The organism is Desulfosporosinus sp. SYSU MS00001 (assembly GCF_049943955.1).
Classification (GTDB): domain Bacteria; phylum Bacillota; class Desulfitobacteriia; order Desulfitobacteriales; family Desulfitobacteriaceae; genus Desulfosporosinus.
Map to the genome: position 1 here is coordinate 1 of NZ_JBNFTW010000044.1, position 1,521 is coordinate 1,521.

Genomic DNA, 1,521 nt, shown 5'->3' on the forward strand with positions numbered 1-1,521 from the left:
CCTAACTTTGATGCTGCTGATCTAAAGAGTGCTCAAGTAATAGCTAAAGGACTTCCTGCTTCACCAGGAGCTGCATGTGGAAAGATATGCTTCACTGCAGAAGAAGCTAAAGAAAGAGCTGAAAAAGGTGAGAAAGTTGTTCTTGTTAGACTTGAAACTTCACCAGAAGATATCGAAGGTATGATAGCTGCTGAAGGTATCTTAACAGTAAGAGGAGGTATGACTTCTCACGCAGCAGTTGTTGCTAGAGGTATGGGAACTTGCTGTGTAGCTGGTTGTGGAGACATAAAGGTTAATGAAGAAGCTAGAACTATAGAAGTTGCTGGAAAGACATTAACTCAAAATGACTTCTTATCAATAGATGGAAGCACAGGAAATGTTTACGGTCAAGCAATAAAGACTGTTGAACCAGAAATAAGCGGATACTTCGGAACATTCATGGGATGGGCTGATGAAATAAGAAGCTTAAATGTTAGAACTAATGCCGATACTCCAAGAGATGCTGCTCAAGCAGTTAAATTCGGAGCAGAAGGTATAGGTCTTTGCAGAACTGAGCACATGTTCTTTGATGAAGCTAGAATACCTGCAGTCAGAGAAATGATAGTTGCTAAAAATGAAGAGCAAAGAAGAAAGGCTCTAGACAAATTACTTCCAATGCAAAGAGAAGACTTCGTAGGCCTTTACGAAGCAATGGAATTCAGACCAGTAACAATCAGATTCCTAGATCCACCACTACATGAGTTCTTACCTCATGAAGATGAAGATATAAGAGCATTAGCTGCTGATATGGGATTAACTTTTGAAGAGTTAAAAGCTACTGTTGAATCATTACATGAATTCAACCCAATGATGGGTCACAGAGGATGTAGATTAGCAGTTTCTTACCCAGAAATAGCTGAAATGCAAACAAGAGCAGTAATAGAAGCTGCTATAGATGTTAAGAGAAGAAAAGGATATGATATAGTTCCTGAAATAATGATTCCACTTGTTGGAGAAGTTAAGGAATTAAAGTATGTTAAAGATGTTGTTGTAAGAGTAGCTAATGAAATAATAGCTAGAGAAGGTGTTCAATTAGAGTACAAAGTTGGTACAATGATAGAAATACCTAGAGCAGCTTTAACTGCTGACGAAATAGCTAAAGAAGCAGAATTCTTCTCATTTGGAACAAATGACTTAACTCAAATGACATTTGGTTTCTCAAGAGACGATGCTGGTAACTTCTTAAAGCATTACTATGACAAGAAGATATACGAATTTGATCCATTTGCAAAACTAGATCAAACTGGTGTAGGTAAGCTTGTAAAGATGGCTGCGGAGCTAGGAAAAGCTACAAGACCAAATATAAAACTTGGTATATGCGGAGAGCACGGTGGAGATCCATCATCAGTTGAATTCTGCCACAATGTAGGATTAAACTATGTTTCATGTTCACCATTCAGAGTACCAGTTGCAAGATTGGCTGCTGCTCAAGCTCAAGTTAAGAACCCAAGAAAGTAGTTTTAAAATAAAGTCACTGACATA

Annotated in this window: 1 protein-coding gene; it reads left to right on the top strand. The window is 38.0% G+C overall.

Annotation, left to right across the window (positions count from 1 at the left end; genetic code table 11):
- Positions 1 to 1,497 (top strand): putative PEP-binding protein (locus tag ACPUYX_RS20950; RefSeq protein WP_426381507.1); only part of this gene is annotated, 1,497 nt, incomplete at its 5' end.
- Between the last annotated feature and the right edge of the window lie 24 nt (positions 1,498 to 1,521).